Here is a 19,771-nt window from a genome sequence, read left to right on the forward strand (position 1 = left end):
ATTTATGATATGTTATCAGTATTAATTATTAATGCTTAATTATCATTAATAATGTATTAACTTTAAGCACAGGACTTGCTAAAAAAATAACTTTCTTTACAGGAAAAAACAGTAATATCACACATGAATTTTTTATCTAATATAATTAACTTATAAACTCTTTAATTTATTTTTACATGAGATGTTATATTGCTTATATTGATATCATTATATTCAAATCATAATGATTTGAATTTTTATTATTATGGAGATGAAAAGCTGAGAGGTTGGTAGGGCGATGAGATGAGTAGAACACCCATCTCATTGGAGTAGATTACTTCAGTGCACCAGAAAGGAACTGCTGTAAGCGGAGGCTTTTAGGGTGCCCAAAAAGTTCAGCCGGCGGGCCTTCCTCTTCAATGACCCCTTTATGCAGGAAGATAACATGGTTCGAAACATGGCGAGCGAACTCCATTTCATGGGTCACTACCACCATGGTTTTCCCCTCTTCTGCCAGTTTTTGCATAATACGTAATACTTCACCGACCAGTTCAGGGTCTAGCGCTGAGGTGGGTTCATCAAACAGTAATACATCCGGCTCCATTGCTAATGCGCGGGCAATAGAAACACGTTGTTGCTGACCGCCAGAAAGATGTACCGGATATTTCGCCCGCGCCCGCTCATCAATGCCAACTTTATCCAAATAACGAATAGCCCGCTCTTTCGCCACCGCTTTGCTCAGCCCTAATACTTGAACCGGTGCTTCCATGACATTTTCCAGCACTGTCATATGGCTCCATAAATTAAAATGCTGGAATACCATCGTTAACCGGGTACGCAGTAATTGCAGCTCTTTTTTATCGAAGACTTTTAATTGCCCATCTTTATCTCGAACTAAGCGGATATTTTGATTATTTACACTGATCGTGCCTTCGCTGGGTTTTTCCAGAAAATTGATACAGCGTAAAAAAGTACTTTTCCCCGAGCCGGAGGAGCCAATAATGGAGATCACATCCCCCGCTTTGGCTGAGAGGGAAACACCTTTTAAAACCTCGTGTTCACCATAGTGCTTATGCAATTCGGTCACAGACAGTTTGGTTTCAGCTATTTTAGTTTCTGATGCGTCAGTCATAGTTTCTAATGTGTCCATCATGGTTTCTCCGTACTTAATGCGATGCCTGCGGTTTTATATGAGCCAGCCAACGTTTCTCTGCCTGGCGGAACAGGCTAATTAGCGTAAAGGAGATAATCAGATAAAGTACGGCAGCAATACCAAAAGCATAAAACGGCTGATAAGTCGCGGCGTTAATATCACGCGCTATTTTCAGTATATCCGGCACTGTGGCTGTAAAAGCCAGCGCCGTAGAGTGCAGCATTAAAATCACTTCATTACTGTAGGCCGGTAAGGCAATACGCAGGGCCGAAGGTAAAATAATGCAACGATACATTTTAAAGCGCGAGAAACCATAAGCTCTGGCTGCTTCAATTTCACCATGTGGCACCGAACGAATGGCACCGGCGAAAATCTCAGTAGTATAGGCACAGGTATTTAGCGTCAGCGCTAAAATAGTACAATTTAATCCACTGCGGAAGAATGCATTAAGTAGATCATTGCCTCGGATTATCTCCAGACTGTACATACCGGAATAGAATACCAATAATTGCACATATAGTGGTGTGCCACGGAAGATATAGGTGAAAATCCAGACCGGTAAGCGAATCCAGCGCCGTTCGGCCACCCGAGCTACCGCTAAAGGAATAGCTAGCAGCCCCCCCATAACTACCGAGGATATTAATAACCACAAAGTGACGGCCATTCCGGTAAAGCGATAGCCATCACTCCAAAGTAGTGCTTGCCAATACTGGTGCAGGATTTCAATCATAGTTCAGCCCTCTTCACCCCTTGGGAATAGCGCCGTTCCAACCATAGCAATACACCATTTGATAGCGTGGTGAAGATCAGATAAACCGCACCCGCCACTAGAGCAAAGAAGAAGGGTTGATAGGTCCCCTTTCCCGCCAACTGGGTTGCTTTAACCACATCATTTAATCCCAAAATAGAGACCAATGCTGTTGCTTTTAAAATGACTTGCCAGTTATTACCAATACCTGGTAGTGCATAGCGCATCATCGCCGGAAACATAATTCGGCGGAAAATCTGGCTTGGGGTGAAACCAAATGCGGTGGCCGCTTCAATTTGGCCGGCAGGAACCGCCATATAAGCACCACGGAAGGTTTCCGTGAAATAAGCACCATAGATAAAGCCGAGGGTAATAATCCCGGCGGAGAGAGGGTCTATATTGATTTGTTCAAAACCGAGCGATTCAGTCACGCTATTTAGGGTTATTTGCAAACCATAGAAGATAAGCAGCATTAAAACTAAATCCGGTACACCGCGAATAAGCGTGGTGTAGCACTCAAATAAGCCAGATAACAGCCGATTTGATGATAACTTTCCACCGGCACCCATCAGGCCGATAATCACTGACAGCAGCACTGAGCACAATGCTAACTCCAGCGTCACCAGCGCACCCTCAAATATCAGTTTCGAATATCCATCCAGCATCTGGGTTATCCTGTTTTACTGAGTAAGGAGTCTGGTAAATGACTATTATTAAGTACCCTTAGTGACCCCTGCCGGAATAGACAGGGGCCATGACGGCAATAGAATTAACCGCCGTAAACATCAAAATCGAAATATTTTTTCGCCAGTTTGTCGTAAGTGCCATCTTTACGCATTTCGGCAAAGGCTTTATCCAACGCGGCTTTCAGTTCTGCATCATCTTTACGCAAGCCCATTCCGGTGCCTACGCCAAAGAATTGATCATTTTTAACTGACGGCCCAGCAAAGGCGTAGCCTTTACCGACCTCTTGTTTCAGGAAACCCTCACTGCCCGCCACTTCATCCTGGAAAGCGGTGTCAATGCGACCTGAAGCCAGGTCAGCGTAGATCAAGTCCTGGTTTTGATAGGCAACAACATCGATGCCTTTGGGCTGCCATTCAGCATTGGCGAATGCTTCCTGAGTCGACCCTTGTAACACGCCAACACGTTTGCCCTTCAAGGCCACCAAAGTCGGTTCGATCTTGCTATCTTTTGGCGCAATTAAGCGGGCATTGGCGGCGTAAAGTTTGTCGGTGAAGGCAATCTCTTTTTGCCGTTTTTCAGTGATGGAGAGCGAGGAGATAATGGCATCAATTTTTTTAGCTTTGAGTGATGGAATTAATGCATCGAAGTCACTCTCAACAAAAGTACATTTAGTATCAATGCGTTTGCATAACTCTTTTGCTATATCGATATCAAAACCGACCAGTTCACCACTGGCATTTTTAGATTCAAATGGTTCATAAGTGGGATCAGTACCAATCTTGACATCTTTAGGAATGGCAGCAAAAGCACTGCTCGCGGCAGCCAATGCTAAAACTAAAGGAAGAACCAGAATCTTCTTATTCATACATAATCCTCAAATTGATTTTCGATGCCATAAAGCACGTTAGATTTCTGCACAGCCCAGAGTTTTCTTAAATTAATAGCTTTTCATAGATCAATTTGCAGTAATCGTGCCAGTAATTATCTGGAGGGAAAGCAGATTCCATCACTGCTTTCTTAGCACGATCATCACTAAATCAGGGCATCAGGCTATGAACAGAAATCAAATTGGCAATTTATATCACAGCACAGATCGTGCAACGGGATCATTATGGTGCATTACTCGCCCCATTTCAGTGCGATGTTGCACAAATGTATCAATTAAGTGGGAAATGTTAATTATGGCCTTGCCAACGAACAAAAAGATCTTCAGGTAGCTCAATATCAAATTGATCGATAACCCGATTAACGGTCTGATCAACAATGTCCTGAATGGTTTGAGGGTGGTGATAGAACGCAGGCATCGGGGGCATAATCACCGCACCCAACTCAGCGGCCTGCACCATCAGCCGTAAATGGCCTAAATGTAGCGGGGTTTCGCGAACACACAGCAGCAATGGCCGGCGCTCTTTCAATATCACATCAGCAGCACGAGTCAATAATCCATCGGTGTAGCTATGGACAATGCCAGATAAGGTTTTGATTGAGCAGGGTAAAATAACCATGCCATGGGTCTTGAATGACCCCGAGGAGATACAAGCCGCAATGTCTCGTGAGTCATGCACCACATCCGCCAGCGCCTGCACATCCTTAACACTGAATTCGGTTTCAAGCGCCAGAGTCTGACGCGCCGCATGACTGAGAATCAAATGCGTTTCCACGCCCTCGACATGTTGCAGCACCTGTAACAGCCGCACGCCATAGATGGCCCCGCTGGCACCACTGATACCGATAATAAGTCGTTTCATGGAACACTGCCTCACACTGACATTATGCTTTTCAAACTAAGCATAACATAAAGAAATAGGGGCAAACTTTGCCGTATCAGGCAGGGATTAGCAAGTTATAGCCACTCACTCTCGACTGTTTTGCCGATGAATCGATAACAAAAAAGGTGCACCGCGCCTGAGCGCAGGTTGCACCTTTTTAATTCATTTGCCTTTACCGCTCAAACGGCACTGGATGTACCGGTAGATTTTGATATGCGGCCTATAGTGCGGCAACTCAAAACACGAGGGAGTAATTACCCTTCATTATGCATTTCAAGATTTTCTGCTTCGTTATGATTACGTAATGCCTGTGCATCATCGTTACGTAACGACTCCAGATACTCCAGATAGCTCTGATCCACATCTTTGGTGACGTAAACACCATTAAAGACTGAGCACTCAAACTGAGTGATATCTGGGTTATCTTCGCGTACTGCTTCGATAAGGTCAGGAAGATCCTGGAAAATCAGTGCATCGGCACCAATCAACTGGCGAATCTCGTCCACTTCGCGGCCATGGGCAATCAACTCATTGGCGCTAGGCATATCGATACCGTACACATTCGGGAAGCGAATCTCAGGAGCGGCAGAAGCAAAATAGACTTTCTTCGCCCCAGCTTCACGTGCCATCTCGACTATCTGTTCTGAGGTCGTACCACGTACGATTGAGTCATCCACTAATAGCACATTCTTATCGCGGAACTCGGCACGGTTGGCGTTCAGTTTGCGGCGCACTGATTTACGGCGCTCTTGCTGGCCCGGCATGATGAAAGTGCGGCCTACATAGCGGTTTTTCACAAACCCCTGACGATACGGTTTATCCAGAATACGGGCAATTTCCAGCGCGATATCGCAGGAGGTTTCCGGGATAGGGATAACCACATCAATATCCAGATCTTCCCACTGTTTAGCAATTTTTGCGCCCAATTTCTGCCCCATGCGCACCCGCGCACTGTAAACAGAAATTTTATCCATAAAGGAGTCAGGACGGGCAAAATAGACATACTCAAACAAGCACGGATTGAATTTTGGATTTTCAGCACACTGACGGGTGAACAACTGGCCCTTTTCGGTGATATACACCGCTTCGCCCGGCGCTACATCACGCAGGAATTCGAAGCCAAGGGTATCAAGTGCCACACTTTCAGAAGCAACCATGTACTCATTACGGCCATCAACCAGGGTGCGTTTACCAATCACCAGCGGACGGATGCCGTTAGGGTCACGGAAGGCGACCATGCCGTGGCCGATAATCATCGCGACGCAAGCATAGGCACCACGGATCAACTGATGCGTGGCGGCAACAGCGGCAAAAATGTTGTCAGATTCCAGCGGGTAGTGTTGGAAACGATCTAATTCACTGGCAAAAATATTCAGCAGAATTTCTGAGTCAGAGGTGGTGTTCACATGACGGCGAGAAACTTCGAATAATTTCTTTCTCAGTTGGTGAGCGTTAGTCAAATTTCCGTTATGAGCCAGGGTGATGCCAAACGGTGAGTTAACGTAGAAGGGCTGAGCCTCGGAAGCACTGGAGCTGCCAGCGGTCGGGTAGCGAACATGGCCAATCCCCATATTCCCCTGTAAGCGCAGCATATGCCGGGTTTCAAATACATCCTTCACCAAGCCATTTGCTTTACGCAGCCGGAACCCATTATGGGCATCAATGGTAACGATGCCCGCAGCATCCTGGCCTCGGTGCTGGAGCACCGTCAGCGCATCATAAATCGACTGGTTTACCGGTGCAAAACCGGCGATACCGACAATACCGCACATGTTGTCTTTTCCTCATAAGCCGCTTCGAATCGGTAATTGATTCGGTAAGAAACTCGACGTGCTCTGCAGGTAGTCAAAGAACCACCTGATGATATAACTGAACTGCGGGATTAATTGTGACTGTTTCCAGTCTTCACTTTGTGAGAAGCCGGTAAACGTGTCGAGAAAGAACAACATGGCTGAGACAATCAGAACACCTCGCAGCGCCCCAAAACAGATCCCCAATACCCTGTCTGTTCCTGATAACCCGGTACGTTCAACCAGTGAACCAATCACATAGTTAACAATAGCCCCGACGATCAATGTCGCGATGAACAAAATGCCGATGGCAATGCCGTTACGTACCACTTCATCCTCAAAACGGGTGAAGTAGATAGCAAGGTAAGTGTAAAAATGGCTGGCGACAAAAAACGCACATCCCCATGTTACAAGTGACAATGCTTCACGGACAAATCCCCGGATTAAGCTGACTAACGCAGAAAATCCGATAATCCCTATAATGACGTAATCAATCCAGACCATGACTATTCCAATGACGAAATCGCCGCTGCATCCTGTTCGCGGCGAATTCTAACAGAAAAAGAAAACGTTTGCGTAGGGGTTTCTGACCCCGCGACAAATTAAAGTGCGGCGATTTTAAAAACAACAATCGCCGCACAAACTTAGCGCCCAAACCCCGTGCGCACTGACATCCTACTGCTTAGCTAAATCTTAACGCCCCGTGCTATAGGGCCTGACCTGCCCATTCAGCCCGCTTAATGAATTAAGCTCCGGCAGTGCGGATTGCAGTTTTTGTTTTGATGCATCCGGCCCGACAAATACTCGTGTTATCTGGCCCTGAACCGGGGTCGCAGGCACCGTAAATGCCCGATGGCCTGACAGGCGCAATGTAGCGACCACCTCATTCACTTTAGCGGCATTTTTGAGCGCCCCCAGTTGGACGACATAAGCCTGCCCTACCGGTGCCTTCTCTTCTGCGGCCGGTTTGCTCTCCGGCTTAACTTCTGGTTTAACTTCTGGCTTAACCTCCGCTTTAGGCTTAACTTCCTGCGGTTTTTTCTCTGCCGGAGTCGGTTTGATTTCGACCGGTCGCTTCTCGACAGGTTTCACCTCAATCGGCTTATTTTGCATCGCTGGCGGTGCAACGATTGTCGGTTCAGATGGCAGGTTACCGGCATCATTAGCGGCTTGAGAGGCGGAGTCATCTTTAGGGACTTCCACCGCTTGCGCTGCACCTTCTGGTGGCGCGATAGGCAAAGGCTGACTGACCGGTGGAACCGCGTCAATCTCCTGGCTATCACCGGGTTTTGGCACTAATGGGATAGCAGCAAACTCATCCTCATAATGCTTCTTTTTACCATCCAGCAGCCCCGGCAGCAAAATCACGCCCAACGCCACCAGAATGATGGTCCCGACTAAACGGTTCTGGAACTTACTTGCCACTCGCATTCCCCACGTTCATTCGTTTATAAATTCGATTTTTATCAAAAGGATACGGTCATAGATTCAATGCAGCCATCACATGGGCGACAGTATGGAAAGAGCCACAGACAATGACCACATCCTGTGGTTGTGCATCTTGCATGGCCTGACGCCAGGCAGTTTCAACATCACTAAATTGGCGAGATAGCGTGAGATGCTCAGCCAACTGCGCCGCAGTAGCCCCACGCGGCCCCTCTAGCAGTGCGCAATACCACTCGTCGACCTGTTCGGATAAGCACGCTAAGGTTCCAGCAATATCTTTATCTGATAACATCCCAACCACTGCCCGTACTTTACCCTGTTTCGGCAATTGAGCGAGTCTGTCGGTCAAATAACGTGCAGCATGTGGGTTATGGGCAACATCCAAAATCAACAAAGGTTGCTCACTGACAATCTGGAAGCGCCCTGGCAGGCGGGCAGCCTGCAAGCCCTGGCGAATAACTGATTCGCTCAATGGTAATCCGCAATAGTGCAGCACCGCCAATGCGGTGGCCGCATTCGCCAACGGCACATTGGGCAGCGGTAAATCACGCCACTGCTGATCGTCGCACTGCCAGCTCCAACGGTTCGCTTGCTGACTAAATTGCCATGCTTTATCACGCTGATAGAGTGGTGCGCCAAGTTGCGCGGCGACATCGGCAATGGATTGCGGCATATCGGGTTCACCCACCACGGCGGGTTTTCCGGCGCGGAACACACCCGCTTTTTCGCGCCCAATGCTTTCGCGATCAAAGCCCAACCAGTCGGTGTGGTCTATCGCGATACTGGTGATAGCCGCGACATCAGAATCAACAATATTGGTCGCGTCCAAACGCCCACCCAGCCCCACTTCCAGAATCACTACATCAAGCTTAGCTTGCTTAAATAGTTGCAGCGCCGATAAGGTGCCAAATTCGAAGTAAGTCAGCGAGATACCCTCGCGCCCGGCCTCAATTTGGGCAAAAGAGTGGCTATGTTCGGCCTCAGGTAGCTCTTGCCCCTGAATACGGACTCGCTCGGTGTAACGCAAAAGATGAGGTGAGCTGTAGACCCCTACCCGCAGGCCAGCTGCCAGTAGAATTGATTCCAGAGTACAACAGGTGGTGCCTTTGCCATTAGTGCCGGCAATGGTAAATACTTTCGGGGCAGGTTTAAGCAGATCAAGACGCTCAGCAACCTGTTTAACACGCTCCAGACCCAACTCGATTGGCTGAGAATGCAAGCGCTCAAGATAGTAAAGCCACGCGGCCAAAGGCGACGTGGCTTGGGGAGTTTGATGATTGTTCATGAGTCCCGTCACTGACCTTTATTCACAATAACCGGGCACCACCTTATCAGGGTGATGCCCGTTGGGAGAATCAAGCTTCTGCCTGAGTATCCGTCGCAGCACTACTATCTTTGGCGTCAACCACGTTTGGCTGTGGCTGATGAGTCAATTTAGACAAGATGCTGGCAATCGTCTGACGCATAACCGGACGGCGCACGATCATGTCAATAGCGCCTTTTTCAATCAAGAATTCACTGCGCTGGAAGCCCGGCGGCAGTTTCTCTCGTACGGTTTGCTCGATAACCCGTGGGCCGGCAAAACCGATCAGGGCTTTAGGCTCACCGATATTGATATCACCGAGCATCGCCAGACTGGCGGAAACGCCCCCCATGGTAGGGTCTGTCAGCACTGAAATGTAGGGCAAACCGCGCTCTTGCATTTTAGCCAGCGCCGCACTGGTTTTTGCCATCTGCATCAGTGACATCAATGCTTCCTGCATACGGGCACCGCCACTGGAGGAGAAGCACACCAGCGGGCAATTATCTTCCAGTGCCTGCTCTACGGCGCGGACGAAACGCGCCCCCACTACTGACGCCATTGAACCGCCCATAAAGGCAAACTCAAATGCGGCGGCAACAACAGGCATGCCCTGCAAGGTTCCTTTCATGGCAACCAAAGCATCTTTCTCGCCAGTCTCTTTTTGAGCGGCCGAAATACGATCTTTATACTTTTTGGAATCCTTGAATTTCAGGATGTCCTTCGGCTCCAGCTCGCTACCCAATTCAACTTCACTACCTGCATCCAGCAGCATATGTAACCGTGCACGGGCTGACATACGCATATGGTGATCACACTTAGGACAAACTTCCAGATTGCGCTCTAGCTCGGCACGGTAAAGTACCTGACCGCAACTGTCACATTTCGTCCACACCCCTTCAGGAATACTCGCTTTACGGGTTTGTGTGATATTACTTTTGTTAAGAATTCGTTCAATCCAGCTCATCGATGACCTTTCTGTTTGAACCTGGCCGTTGCCAGTCCGCTGTTCATGCTTTAACCATCTCCCTGAAAACGCCCCAATAAAAAATGCCTGAGATACACGCCAGCACAGCGTGGCTAAGGCACAGAAATTCGGGTTGTCCGCAGGAACAGACCATAAATGTCACTCATTAAACCATATTGGCTCGACAGTGTAGATAAAAAACTGGTCGAACCCTTGGCTTAGGTAACGTTTTTACTGATTTTTTTGACGTGCCGCCGCGCGCCGATGCCGCCAAATCTCAAATACACCGGGCAAAATTGACACCACAATAATGGCGACAATCAGCAATTTCAGATTGTTCTGTACGATAGGCACATTACCAAACAGGTAACCAGCATAGGTGAATAACAGCACCCATACCAACGCCCCAATCACGTTATAGGCCGCAAAGTGACGATAGGACATTTTCCCCATTCCGGCAACGAACGGTGCAAAAGTGCGAATAATGGGCACAAATCGCGCCAGAATGATCGCTTTTCCACCATGTTTCTCGTAAAACTGATGGGTTTTATCCAGATAACTGCGGCGAAAAATTTTGGAATCCGGGTTGCTAAAGAGCTTTTCACCGAACACTCGGCCGATGGTGTAGTTGATAGCATCCCCCAAAATAGCCGCCGTCACCATCAGGGCCACCATGATATGCACATTGATATCATTGGATGGCAATGATGCCAGCGCGCCGGCGACAAAGAGCAAAGAGTCGCCAGGCAGGAATGGCGTCACCACCAGACCGGTTTCACAGAATAAAATCAGGAATAAAATGCCATAAACCCAGACCCCATACTGCGCCACCAACTCAGCCAGATGAACATCAATATGCAAAATAAAATCAATAACGAAACGTATAAATTCCATAAATACTCTCGAGTGGTGAGCAAGCTTAAACTTTGATTGAGACTAGCTGAACTTCCTTAAGTATTCCTTAGCTTAAGGTCAGTGTTCAGCCAAACACCCATCATTTTATCCTAATCAATCATCTGCCAAAAAAAGCGGCCCCATCGGCGCTGCGGGTAAACCAAAGCGCTCAGGATAGTCAACAGAGACCAAATATAGCCCTTCCGCTTTCGCGGTTGCCGCCGCGCGAGTTCGGTCTTTTAGCGCCAGCAACTCGGCCATCCAGGTCACATCCTGATTACCGCAACCAATTTCGATCAGGCTGCCGACAATATTGCGCACCATATGATGCACAAAGGCATTGGCCTTGATATCTACCACGATATACGCGCCGTGTCGGGTAACTTTGATATGTTTTACATTTCGCCATGGTGTGCGCGACTGGCACTGCACGGCGCGGAACGAGGTAAAATCATTCTCGCCAAGTAGACACTGCGCAGCCTGCTCCATTCTTTCGGCATCCAGTGGCTGATGGCAATGGGTCACCCCTTGCGCCAATACCGCCGGGCGATAGCGATGGTTAAAAATAATATAGCGGTAGCGGCGGGCCGTGGCACTGAAACGGGCATGGAAATCTTCATCAACCGTTTTTACCCAGCGCACTGCAATATCGCCCGGCAGATGGCTATTGACCCCCATCGTCCAGGCGGCATCTTTGCGCACTGCCGTGGTGACAAAATGCACCACCTGCCCGGTCGCGTGCACCCCCGCATCCGTCCGCCCTGCACAAAATACGCCAATAGGCGCATTAGCAACTTTCGAGAGTGCCGCCTCCAGGCAAGCTTGCACGCTGGTGACCTCTTGCTGACGTTGCCAGCCGAAATAGCGGCTGCCGTTATATTCGATACCCAGCGCAATCTTCAAACTGGCCGTTTCTGCCACTGCGCCCTCTTGCTGTGCAACTGTTTTTTGCTGAGCCAACTCAAGTTCGGACATCAGTAAAGTTGCTCCTGCAACAGGCGCTCCGCCGTTTCAATCGCCATTAATGCGCCACCAAAACGAATGTTGTCGGCCACCGACCAGAACTGTAATACCTCGGGAATACCATAGTCATTGCGCACACAACCTATGCTCAGGATATCACTGCCCGATGCATCACTGACCTGTGTGGGGTAATCATCTTCTTCAGATAATTGGATATCTTCGCAGCTCTCCAGCTCGCTACGGGCTTCATCCGAGGAGATCGGGCGCAGCGCTTCCAGATGCACCACCTGCGCCTGGCCATAGAATACTGGCGACTGAATGCAAGTCACCGAGATAGGCAAACCGTCGTCTTGTAGCACTTTGCGCACCTGATCTACCAAGCGGCGCTCTTCGCGTACACTGCCCTCTTCATCCGCCATCAGCGGCAAGACATTAAATGCTAGCTGTTTGGCAAAGAAGCCCGGTTCAGCAGGGATGCCGTTGAGCAGCTTAGCACTTTGTCCGGCGAGATCGTCCACCGCGACTTTACCGTGGGCTGAGGCAGAAATGAGCGCCGTGACATGCAGGCGGGACAAACCCGCTTGTTCTGTCAGCGGCTTGATAGCCGTCAACAACTGGCTGGTCATGCTATCGGCCACCGCAACAATATTGCGATTGCGGTAATCCGCCAGCACTTGAGGATTGACACTCGGCACCACCAGCGGCACATCATGCTCCATTGAGAACAGACCACTGCTGTCGATAACCAGACAACCGGCGTTACCCGCCTCTTCCGCATATTGCTGCGAGGCTTCAGGGCCGGCGACAAAGAAAGCCAACTGCGCCTGTGACCAGTCAAATTCAGCAACATTTTCAACCAGTATACTTTTGCCGTTAAAGCGCACGGTAGCCCCAGCACTGCGCTCGCTGGCCAGCGGATACAACTCACCAACCGGGAACTGGCGCTCATGGAGCAGCTCCAGCAAAGCTTCACCTACTGCGCCCGTCGCTCCTAACAGAGCAATATTCCAGCCGTCAGACATGTTGGTTTTCTCCACTAACGTTCATTAAAATACAAGGATTTATACAAATACAAAGAGACGGTAAAATACCCTCTTGAGGTTGATGACCCAGCTCTTACAGCGGTGAGAATAGGCAGATCGTAAAGACGCCGTCTGTCCTTTGAAAAAAAAGCCATCCCTGGCGCGGACGCTTTACTCTTTTCCCCATCCTCACCTTTCAAATCGCGTTATCGGGTTACAATAGCTGAGTCATAAAACCTAATTTCTGCAACAGCTCGGCACTGGCCGCATCATCACACTGCACACAAAGTGATGACCATTCGCGTCGCTCCTGATAGTGCTTACGCAGGCGATCAAACTCCCCCGGCAGGCCAGCAACACGGCGTAGCGGCGCATCGTCGCGGCGCACATCATACACTAAGTGCATCAATCGTTTTAATTTGCCTTCATCCAGCTCACCATTGAGCTGTAAGTGGCTGAACTCTGGCGCTGGCAATAAGGTGGCTAGCGCTACCGATTGTGGCTGCCCCAGATGCTGACTGAAAGCTTCGAACACTTGCGTAGTGCCGCGCGCTTTACCCTCCAAGGTGTATCCGGCGATGTGTGGTGTGCCAATATCGACAAGGGCCAGCAGCGGTAACGACAGCTCCGGTTCCGGCTCCCACACATCCAATACCACACTGAGTTTTTTGCCTTTTTCCAGCGCGCGGAGCAGTGCCGCGTTATCCACCACCGCACCACGGCAAGCATTGATCAGGATACGACCATCCGGCAGGGCCGCCAGTAGCTCATCATTCGCCATATGCAGGCTTTGATAAGCACCGGTTTTATTCAGTGGCGTATGAAAGGTGAGGACATCCGCTTCGCGCACCAGTTTTTCCAGCGGCCAAAAAGTGTCGTTATCGCCACGATCTGCGCGGGGTGGATCACAGAGCAGTGTGCGCACACCAAGGGCTTGCAGGCGAGCATTCAGTCGTGATCCCACATTCCCTACCCCAACGATACCGACCGTTTTATCGCGCAACTGGAAGCCATCACGTTCGGCCATCATCATCAGTGCGGAGAAAACATATTCAACTACCGCTATCGCGTTACAACCCGGAGCGGCGGAGAAGCCAATCCCCTGCTGCCGCAGCCAGTTGTCATCGACATGGTCAGTACCGGCAGTCGCCGTGCCCACAAAACCAATTGAGGTGCCTTGCAGCAGTGCCTCATTAACTTTGGTGACCGAGCGCACCATCAGCGCATCGGCGTCAGCCAGCGCTTCACGGGGGATTGGCCGCCCCGGCACCGACTGCACATCGCCTAAACGCCGAAATAGATCCTCCGCGTATGGCATATTCTCATCAACCAGAATCTTCACGTTATTCTCCGGCAGCTCACTGCCCTACAGATGAAAAACAGGGGCTTAGTATATACCCAAAAAACGCAGAGCCACAGGTAGGCAGCCAGTAAACGCGTCCAGATGAGCTTACATCAGTAAGTGATTCGGGTAAGTGCGCGCAGCTAACACCCCTGTGGTTTCAAGAGCACAGGAATCCCCAAAGTCATTGGAGCCACAGGTAGGCAGCCAGCAAACGCATCCCGATGAGCTTACATCAGTAAGTGATTCGGGTAAGTGCGCGCAGCTAACACCCCTGTGGTTTCAAGAGCACAGGAATCCCCAAAGTCATTGGAGCCACAGGTAGGCAGCCAGCAAGCGCATCCCGATGAGCTTACATCAGTAAGTGATTCGGGTAAGTGAACGCAGCTAACACCCCTGTGGTTTCAAGAGCACAGGAATCCCCAAAGTCATTGGAGCCACAGGTAGGCAGCCAGCAAACGCATCCCGATGAGCTTACATCAGTAAGTGATTCGGGTAAGTGCGCGCAGCTAACACCCCTGTGGTTTCAAGGACGACGGGGATTTGCGCGGCGAAAACGCTCTGGTGTCGTCCCTGCCACTTGCTGAAACATCGCAATAAACGCAGATGCCGAGCTGTAGCCTACATCCAGCGCCACATTTTGTACGGTTTTTCCCTGTTCTAACAATGAGATAGCATGGAGAAACCGCAGTCGCTGCCGCCATTCGCTAAATGCCATTCCCAGCTCTTGCTGACAACGGCGCGATAATGTCCGCTCAGTGGTATAGACCCGCCTGGCCCAGAGTGCCAGCGAGGTGTTATCCGCAGGGCAGCGCTCCAGTGCGGCCAGGATTGGCGACAATAGTTTATCTTGCGAAGTGGGCAGATAGGTGCGCTGCACCGGTGACACCCTGAGCTGATCAATAAATACGTGGGCTAATCGCCTATCTTGCTCACTTTCCGGCATCAATAAGCCGCGAGAGAAGCAATCCTCCATAATGGCGCTAACAATTGGGCTGATATTCATCAAACAGGCGGAATCGGGTAAGCCATCACAGAGATCGAGGGCAATATCAATGGCACGAAAATGTAGTGATTTGCGGTTAAAGCTGGAGTGCTCGACCCCGGCGGGAACCCAGACACTGAATTCAGGCGGTGCTAAAAAGCGTTGACCGCCAATACTCATCGCCAACACCCCTGATTTTACACAGATTAATTGCCCGTAGGTGTGGGTATGCGGCAGGAATTCAGTATTGGCATGATATCTCTCACAGCGGAAGGACAAACTCTGCGGCTCGATGGCGGCCACCACGGGAAAAGAGGGTTCTGTCATGATGCATTGGCTCCGGCAAGCCCCATTCCTGCGGCTTAAATTGTCCTGATTACCCCAATTATTGTCTGATTATCGTTATATAGAATAAACCAGACAGCGGTAAACTGCACCGCATAAGTGTATGGATGAGAATTATTAGCATGAATGTGTTATTCCCCCTGTTCGCGGTGATTATTTGGTCAATCAATGCCGTGGTCAGCAAAGTATCGGCAACCGCCATTGATCCCGCCGCAATCTCTCTCTACCGCTGGGTGTTAGCGCTACTGACATTAACCCCATTTTTGCTGTTGGGTGTGATCCGTAACTGGTCAGCGATACGCGTCTATTGGTGGAAGCTGATGATTTTGGGGTTACTGGGCATGGTGCTGTACCAAAGTCTGGCCTATTACGCGGCCCACAGCGTTAGCGCCCTGTTTATGGGAATACTCAGTTCATTGATTCCGCTGCTGACGGTGCTGATTAGTATTGTGTTGCTACGTGTGGCCCCGACAGTGGGCATCGCGCTGGGTAGCCTGTTGTCATTGGGGGGATTGGTGTGGCTAGTCAGTGCGGGCAACCCCGCACAATTGCTGCAACATGGCATCGGCAAAGGTGAATTGATGATGTTAGGCGCATCGGCATCCTATGCCCTCTATGGGGTGTTAACCAAGCGCTGGGCCATTCAGTTACCAAATTGGCAATCCCTTTATATGCAGATAGCCTTTGGTGTCCTGCTATTAATCCCTAATTTCCTGCTGGCAGCGGATGTCCAATTAACCGCGCAAAATATCCCGCTGGTGCTATTTGCCGGCATTCCCGCCTCCATTATTGCGCCCTATTTATGGATTCAGGGTGTTATGCGCCTTGGTGCAAACACCGCGTCAATATTTATGAATCTGACGCCCGTATTTACCGCCATTATTGCCGTAACTCTCCTTCATGAGCAATTGCACAGCTACCACCTGATTGGCGGCGGCATTACCCTCGCGGGTGTCATACTGGCTCAGCGCCTGCGCAAGCCGCTGCGCAGAAAAAGCGCACAATAAAGCCCAAAAAAAGCCCGGCATGAATGCACCGGGCGATAGCATAGAAAAATGTTATATCAGAATGCCGCCAGCCACAGGCGCAGCTTCATCCCCCAATAACTGCTCCAGCCGCTGGTGTGCTGCACCATCTTGCCCTGATAGAGGATCACCAGCGTCGGCGTCACACTGACTTGCCATTGGGCTGATAGCTGGCCGGATGAGTCGTTAACCACTGGTAATTGATAGCCTTTTTTGCTCAGCCAGCGCTCAAGCTGCGGGGCATCTCCGGAGCGCAATGCTACGGTCAACACATTCTCGCCCTCCTGCGCCAACTGATTGACACTGGGGCTGGTGAATTTGCACACCCCGCACCATGTCGCCCAGAAATAGATCAGCAGCGGTTTGTTTTGGCTCATCGCCTGTAAAGAGACCGTTTCCCCGGTGAGCGTTTGCAAAGGCGTATCTGACCAATCAGACGGTGCCTGCGGGCTGCGCAGCCAATCCATTCCCAGCGAAACCACCGCCACCAGCAGCACTAAAACCGCCAGTTCTTTGCTCCAGCGCTTTAAGCGGCTCATTTATCCACCGATGCCAGTTGCTGTTTCACTATCTCCTCCAGCTGTTGATAGGAGATAGCGCCCGGCACCAGTTGGTCGCCAATTAGAGTGGCGGGGGTGCCCTGAATGCCCAGTTGATCGGCCAATTTTAGATTACTGCGCAGCACATTCAGACTTTGCTCACTCGGTTCCACTGGCGTGACACCGGTTTTTTTCTGCGCCGCGGCAATGCTATTGGCATCATGGAGCCCTTTTTTCGTCATCAGGCGTTGATGAAATGCCATAAATTGATCCGGGTGCTGCTGCCAGAGAGTCAACGCCAGTCGGGCGCTGGTCACTGAGCTTTCCCCTTTAAATGGTAGAGGCTTTATCACCACCGCCAGTTGCGGATACTCCTGCACTATTTTTTCCAGCAGTGGATCAAAGGTTTTGCAGAATGGGCAGTTGTAATCGGTAAATGACACCAAGGTCAGTGCGGGTTTTGCCGCACCGAACCGTGGGCTAGCGGGGTCTAGGTATAGGGCTTGCTGATTGGCGGCGATAAACTGACTCAACTGCTGCCCCTGCGCCTGATTGGCCTGCTGCTGCCAGGCATTGACTGATTGTTCCAGAATATCCGGGTTCGCTACCAGGGTTTCGCGGATTAACGCTTTGATCCGCAGCTCTTGTGCGGGTGTGAAGGGTTCTGCCGCCCAGAGTGGCGTGGCGATCAGCGCTAGTAACAAAATCATCAAAATTTTCACTCTTTATCTCCTTTGGCATCGGCCAAAACTTTCAACAAAACATCACGATCCAGCAGCGGGGAGAGCACTACCCCTTGCGGTTGCTGCGGCCCATAAATCTGATTGAATGGGATAGCCACAGTGCCGCGCTCGCGCAAAAATTGGGTGATAGCAGCCGAGGGCCGTGTCCAGTCACCCCGTAGCGCCACCACGTCCGGCGCTTGCAGCGCCTGCTGCACATCATCGCGCATCAGCACATGTATCTTGTTGACCTTGCAGGTCACACACCAATCAGCAGTGACGTCGACAAACACCCGTTTATGCTCGCGCAGTGCCTGTTTAATGGCGGATTCTGTTAACGGCTGCCATGGGATGTTGTCATGGAGCGGCTGACGCCACAGGTTAGCCGTCAGTGAACCGGCCAGCAGTAGGGCACCTATGATCAGCACACTGATTAAGCTGACGATGATGGCAACACGGGCGCCATAGCGCCAGCCAATGGCGAGTAACAGCGCCAGTAGCAGCACGCCAGCCGTGATAATCACCGCTAGCAGGCCAATATGGCTGATCATCAGAGTGAGTAACCACAGACTGGAGGCTAGCATCAGCACCCCCATGGCAATGCGCAGATGGATCATCCAGCGGCCGGGGCGCGGTAGGCAAAGAGCTAATGTTGGCCACGCGGCCACCGCCAGCCACGGCAAGCTCATACCGACCCCGAGCGCGGTAAATATTCCCCACAGCGCAGGTAGCGGGGCCGCCAGGGCAAACGCCACTGCCGTGCCGAGAAATGGCGCGGAACAAGGGGTTGCCAGCAGGGTCGCCAGTGCGCCCTGCCCAAAGTGCCCCGCCATGCCACGGACGCCTGATTTCTCAATGCACGGAGCAGCAATACGGCTGTTCAGTGACGAGGAGAGCTGGATGTCGAACAGGCCGAGCAGATTGGCGGTAAAAAGCGCGGTGACCAGCACCATAAAACCGATAAACCACGGACTCTGGAACTGAATCCCCCAACCCAGGGCGTGATTGCCTAAACGTAAGGCGGTCATTAGCAGTGCCAGCAACCAAAATGAGCTGATGATCCCCGCCGCAGAGGCCAAAAACTGCCAACGCACCTGACGGCGAGTTTGCTGCTCTGTTTGCAGGATCGAACCCAGTTTCATCGCCAATACCGGCAGCACGCAGGGCATCAGATTCAGAATCAATCCGCCCGCCAGCGCCATGAATATCCACGACCAAAAGGTGGTGGATGACGCAGGTAATCTGAGTGCCGACCCAATGTTCAGCGTGGTTTCTTGCGCCAAGCCAGCATCGCTAATCACCATGGTCAGCGGCTTGCCGCGCAGATCCGCCGTCCCTTCCCCCCAACCATCCGTGGCTGCAACCCGCACCGACAGTTGGTTACCTTGCACGCTAACGATGGGTTTGCCGAGATCCACATCATCCAGCGAATCGAAGAACAACGCGGGCTGCTGCCACCCCTCCTCACGCAGCGCCAGAATCTGCACTTCGCCGTTGCCATAGCCCACCTGAATCTGTTTGGTCAAGGCATTAGCAATCGGCACTTGCCCCATCGCCTGGGCAAAATCGTGCATAAATTGCTGCTGGTTTTCAGCGCTTATCGGTGAGGAGAGATCGAGGCTAAATGGATAGTCGGTCAAAATGCAGACATTGCTACAGGTCGATAGGGTTAATGTTCCGCTCACTCTCTTGGGCAGCGGCCCGGAAATGACGATCGGCAGCATCACCTGCTGATGATATCCCTGAGTTGAAATCCCAGAAACATCAAAACGTTGTGGTACTGGCCAGTGCCATTTTACTGCATCAAGCGGCAGATCCCATGCAATGGTGGGCGCAATCCCCCCCTCTCCTGGCGAGCGCCAGTAGGTTTTCCAGCCATCTTGCAGTTGAACGGCAAGTAACATGCGGGTTTCACCGCCCGTTGATGGTTCGGCACGTAGCCGAACTTTTGCGTGGTCATTTTGTGGACTGACCAGCCAGCCGCTGTCTGCCGCCCAAAGGGTGGGCATCCATAGCAGCAACAGACAGAACAGGGCTGTCTTGCTTAAATTGAGCACTGTTTTTCTCCAAAAATAGATTAATCACAGCAACAACT

19 protein-coding genes are annotated in these 19,771 nt (G+C 50.8%); 1 reads left to right on the top strand and 18 read right to left on the bottom strand.

The annotated features are described in order from the left end of the window. Positions 1 to 313: 313 nt before the first annotated feature. The 15 genes from hisP to HRK25_RS19120 all read right to left on the bottom strand — a co-directional run bounded on the left by hisP (position 314) and on the right by HRK25_RS19120 (position 15,372). On the bottom strand, positions 314 to 1,111 hold the full coding sequence (gene hisP, locus HRK25_RS19050; RefSeq protein WP_005276727.1) for a histidine ABC transporter ATP-binding protein HisP: 798 nt from the start codon (positions 1,109 to 1,111) through the stop codon (positions 314 to 316). 34 nt (positions 1,112 to 1,145) lie between these two features. Next, the gene (locus HRK25_RS19055; RefSeq protein WP_032898392.1) at positions 1,146 to 1,862 is read right to left on the bottom strand and encodes an ABC transporter permease; all 717 of its coding nucleotides are present in this window, start codon (positions 1,860 to 1,862) and stop codon (positions 1,146 to 1,148) included. Continuing rightward, positions 1,859 to 2,545, bottom strand: coding sequence for a histidine ABC transporter permease HisQ (locus HRK25_RS19060; RefSeq protein WP_005276723.1), 687 nt, complete (start codon positions 2,543 to 2,545; stop codon positions 1,859 to 1,861). The genes HRK25_RS19055 and HRK25_RS19060 overlap by 4 nt, the downstream gene beginning before the upstream one ends. A gap of 104 nt (positions 2,546 to 2,649) precedes the next feature. After that, complete coding sequence (hisJ, locus tag HRK25_RS19065) at positions 2,650 to 3,432, bottom strand: histidine ABC transporter substrate-binding protein HisJ (protein ID WP_005276721.1); 783 nt, start codon at positions 3,430 to 3,432, stop codon at positions 2,650 to 2,652. A gap of 310 nt (positions 3,433 to 3,742) precedes the next feature. Further along, positions 3,743 to 4,315, bottom strand: a complete 573-nt coding sequence (locus tag HRK25_RS19070; protein WP_005276719.1) for a UbiX family flavin prenyltransferase — start codon at positions 4,313 to 4,315, stop codon at positions 3,743 to 3,745. A gap of 275 nt (positions 4,316 to 4,590) precedes the next feature. Continuing rightward, a complete protein-coding gene (gene purF, locus HRK25_RS19075) occupies positions 4,591 to 6,108 on the bottom strand; it encodes an amidophosphoribosyltransferase (RefSeq protein ID WP_005276717.1) in 1,518 nt (505 codons plus the stop codon). A 12-nt stretch (positions 6,109 to 6,120) separates the two neighbouring features. Beyond that, positions 6,121 to 6,630, bottom strand: a complete 510-nt coding sequence (gene cvpA, locus HRK25_RS19080) for a colicin V production protein (RefSeq protein ID WP_004875284.1) — start codon at positions 6,628 to 6,630, stop codon at positions 6,121 to 6,123. 189 nt (positions 6,631 to 6,819) lie between these two features. Further along, on the bottom strand, positions 6,820 to 7,551 hold the full coding sequence (dedD, locus tag HRK25_RS19085; RefSeq protein WP_032898403.1) for a cell division protein DedD: 732 nt from the start codon (positions 7,549 to 7,551) through the stop codon (positions 6,820 to 6,822). A gap of 55 nt (positions 7,552 to 7,606) precedes the next feature. Continuing rightward, positions 7,607 to 8,857 carry a bifunctional tetrahydrofolate synthase/dihydrofolate synthase gene (gene folC / locus HRK25_RS19090; protein WP_032898391.1) on the bottom strand — a complete coding sequence of 417 codons (1,251 nt, stop codon included), beginning with the start codon at positions 8,855 to 8,857 and terminating at the stop codon, positions 7,607 to 7,609. Between the two features lie 70 nt (positions 8,858 to 8,927). Further along, entirely contained in the window at positions 8,928 to 9,839 is a 912-nt protein-coding gene (gene accD, locus HRK25_RS19095) for an acetyl-CoA carboxylase, carboxyltransferase subunit beta (RefSeq protein WP_005276714.1), read from the bottom strand. A gap of 231 nt (positions 9,840 to 10,070) precedes the next feature. Next, on the bottom strand, positions 10,071 to 10,733 hold the full coding sequence (locus HRK25_RS19100) for a DedA family protein (RefSeq protein ID WP_005276713.1): 663 nt from the start codon (positions 10,731 to 10,733) through the stop codon (positions 10,071 to 10,073). Positions 10,734 to 10,847: 114 nt separating this feature from the next. Then, positions 10,848 to 11,708 carry a tRNA pseudouridine(38-40) synthase TruA gene (gene truA, locus HRK25_RS19105; protein ID WP_074007331.1) on the bottom strand — a complete coding sequence of 287 codons (861 nt, stop codon included), beginning with the start codon at positions 11,706 to 11,708 and terminating at the stop codon, positions 10,848 to 10,850. Further along, the gene (locus tag HRK25_RS19110) at positions 11,708 to 12,718 is read right to left on the bottom strand and encodes an aspartate-semialdehyde dehydrogenase (RefSeq protein ID WP_032898390.1); all 1,011 of its coding nucleotides are present in this window, start codon (positions 12,716 to 12,718) and stop codon (positions 11,708 to 11,710) included. The genes truA and HRK25_RS19110 overlap by 1 nt, the downstream gene beginning before the upstream one ends. A 214-nt stretch (positions 12,719 to 12,932) precedes the next feature. After that, the gene (gene pdxB, locus HRK25_RS19115; protein ID WP_005276711.1) at positions 12,933 to 14,060 is read right to left on the bottom strand and encodes a 4-phosphoerythronate dehydrogenase PdxB; all 1,128 of its coding nucleotides are present in this window, start codon (positions 14,058 to 14,060) and stop codon (positions 12,933 to 12,935) included. 526 nt (positions 14,061 to 14,586) lie between these two features. After that, positions 14,587 to 15,372 carry an AraC family transcriptional regulator gene (locus HRK25_RS19120; RefSeq protein ID WP_049600981.1) on the bottom strand — a complete coding sequence of 262 codons (786 nt, stop codon included), beginning with the start codon at positions 15,370 to 15,372 and terminating at the stop codon, positions 14,587 to 14,589. A gap of 140 nt (positions 15,373 to 15,512) precedes the next feature. Here HRK25_RS19120 and HRK25_RS19125 point away from each other — a divergent pair, with 140 nt between their 5' ends. Further along, the gene (locus tag HRK25_RS19125; RefSeq protein WP_005278937.1) at positions 15,513 to 16,397 is read left to right on the top strand and encodes a DMT family transporter; all 885 of its coding nucleotides are present in this window, start codon (positions 15,513 to 15,515) and stop codon (positions 16,395 to 16,397) included. Positions 16,398 to 16,453: 56 nt separating this feature from the next. Here HRK25_RS19125 and HRK25_RS19130 read toward each other — a convergent pair whose 3' ends face one another. From HRK25_RS19130 to HRK25_RS19140, 3 genes are read right to left on the bottom strand one after another with little or no spacing between them, the layout of a single operon-like run. After that, positions 16,454 to 16,954 (bottom strand): protein disulfide oxidoreductase, encoded by a 501-nt coding sequence (locus tag HRK25_RS19130; RefSeq protein WP_032898879.1) that lies wholly within the window; start codon positions 16,952 to 16,954, stop codon positions 16,454 to 16,456. Then, positions 16,951 to 17,664: a DsbA family protein gene (locus HRK25_RS19135; RefSeq protein WP_005278934.1), complete on the bottom strand. Its 714-nt coding sequence runs from the start codon at positions 17,662 to 17,664 to the stop codon at positions 16,951 to 16,953. Before HRK25_RS19135 ends, HRK25_RS19130 begins: the two co-directional genes overlap by 4 nt. An 8-nt stretch (positions 17,665 to 17,672) precedes the next feature. Further along, complete coding sequence (locus HRK25_RS19140; RefSeq protein ID WP_005278932.1) at positions 17,673 to 19,733, bottom strand: protein-disulfide reductase DsbD family protein; 2,061 nt, start codon at positions 19,731 to 19,733, stop codon at positions 17,673 to 17,675. Between the last annotated feature and the right edge of the window lie 38 nt (positions 19,734 to 19,771).

Source organism: Yersinia bercovieri ATCC 43970 (assembly GCF_013282745.1).
Lineage (GTDB): Bacteria > Pseudomonadota > Gammaproteobacteria > Enterobacterales > Enterobacteriaceae > Yersinia > Yersinia bercovieri.

What these genes read in the sequence shown, in the direction of transcription:
- hisP (WP_005276727.1), bottom strand. Translation starts at nt 1,111, where the DNA reads ATGACTGACGCATCAGAAACTAAAATAGCTGAAACCAAACTGTCTGTG.
- HRK25_RS19055 (WP_032898392.1), bottom strand. Translation starts at nt 1,862, where the DNA reads ATGATTGAAATCCTGCACCAGTATTGGCAAGCACTACTTTGGAGTGAT.
- HRK25_RS19060 (WP_005276723.1), bottom strand. Translation starts at nt 2,545, where the DNA reads ATGCTGGATGGATATTCGAAACTGATATTTGAGGGTGCGCTGGTGACG.
- hisJ (WP_005276721.1), bottom strand. Translation starts at nt 3,432, where the DNA reads ATGAATAAGAAGATTCTGGTTCTTCCTTTAGTTTTAGCATTGGCTGCC.
- HRK25_RS19070 (WP_005276719.1), bottom strand. Translation starts at nt 4,315, where the DNA reads ATGAAACGACTTATTATCGGTATCAGTGGTGCCAGCGGGGCCATCTAT.
- purF (WP_005276717.1), bottom strand. Translation starts at nt 6,108, where the DNA reads ATGTGCGGTATTGTCGGTATCGCCGGTTTTGCACCGGTAAACCAGTCG.
- cvpA (WP_004875284.1), bottom strand. Translation starts at nt 6,630, where the DNA reads ATGGTCTGGATTGATTACGTCATTATAGGGATTATCGGATTTTCTGCG.
- folC (WP_032898391.1), bottom strand. Translation starts at nt 8,857, where the DNA reads ATGAACAATCATCAAACTCCCCAAGCCACGTCGCCTTTGGCCGCGTGG.
- accD (WP_005276714.1), bottom strand. Translation starts at nt 9,839, where the DNA reads ATGAGCTGGATTGAACGAATTCTTAACAAAAGTAATATCACACAAACC.
- HRK25_RS19100 (WP_005276713.1), bottom strand. Translation starts at nt 10,733, where the DNA reads ATGGAATTTATACGTTTCGTTATTGATTTTATTTTGCATATTGATGTT.
- truA (WP_074007331.1), bottom strand. Translation starts at nt 11,708, where the DNA reads ATGTCCGAACTTGAGTTGGCTCAGCAAAAAACAGTTGCACAGCAAGAG.
- HRK25_RS19110 (WP_032898390.1), bottom strand. Translation starts at nt 12,718, where the DNA reads ATGTCTGACGGCTGGAATATTGCTCTGTTAGGAGCGACGGGCGCAGTA.
- HRK25_RS19120 (WP_049600981.1), bottom strand. Translation starts at nt 15,372, where the DNA reads ATGACAGAACCCTCTTTTCCCGTGGTGGCCGCCATCGAGCCGCAGAGT.
- HRK25_RS19125 (WP_005278937.1), top strand. Translation starts at nt 15,513, where the DNA reads ATGAATGTGTTATTCCCCCTGTTCGCGGTGATTATTTGGTCAATCAAT.
- HRK25_RS19130 (WP_032898879.1), bottom strand. Translation starts at nt 16,954, where the DNA reads ATGAGCCGCTTAAAGCGCTGGAGCAAAGAACTGGCGGTTTTAGTGCTG.
- HRK25_RS19135 (WP_005278934.1), bottom strand. Translation starts at nt 17,664, where the DNA reads ATGATTTTGTTACTAGCGCTGATCGCCACGCCACTCTGGGCGGCAGAA.